This is a genomic window from Frankia sp. Mgl5, assembly GCF_023242985.1.
GTDB classification, from domain to species: domain Bacteria; phylum Actinomycetota; class Actinomycetes; order Frankiales; family Frankiaceae; genus Parafrankia; species Parafrankia soli.
Window position 1 is genome coordinate 1 of the sequence record NZ_JALKFY010000428.1, and the last position, 588, is coordinate 588.

The 588-nt window shown below is 66.7% G+C and carries 1 protein-coding gene; it reads left to right on the forward strand.

The window, feature by feature from the left end; all coding sequences use genetic code 11:
* Positions 1-588, forward strand: a 588-nt coding sequence (locus MXD62_RS09975; protein WP_248829055.1) for an amidohydrolase family protein, incomplete at both ends; no start/stop codon positions are given.

Genomic DNA, 588 nt, shown 5'->3' on the forward strand with positions numbered 1-588 from the left:
CACCTCGAGGGCCTGCCCAGCTACCACGACATCGACTACTGGGGCCCGGTGTTCCAGGCGCTGTCGGACACCGGGCTGGTGATGTGCCTGCACATCGGCACCGGGTTCGGCGCGCTCAAGCTCGCCCCGGACGCGCCGATCGACAACCTGATCATCCTGGCGTGCCAGATCTCGTCGCTGGCCGTGCAGGACCTGCTGTGGGGCCCGGCGATGCGGACCTACCCGGACCTGAAGTTCGCCTACTCCGAGGGCGGCATCGGCTGGATCCCGTTCTACCTGGACCGCTGCGACCGGCACTACACCAACCAGCGCTGGCTGCGCCGCGACTTCGGCGGGAAGCTGCCCAGCGAGGTGTTCCGCGACCACTCACTCGCCTGCTACGTCACCGACCCGACGTCGCTGAAGCTGCGTAACGAGATCGGGATCGACATCATCGCCTGGGAGTGCGACTACCCGCACGCCGACTCGATCTGGCCGGACGCGCCGGAGTTCGTGCTCAACGAGCTGAACAACGCCGGTGCGACCGACGAGGAGATCGACAAGATCACCTGGCAGAACGCCTGCCGGTTCTTCAACTGGGACCCGTTC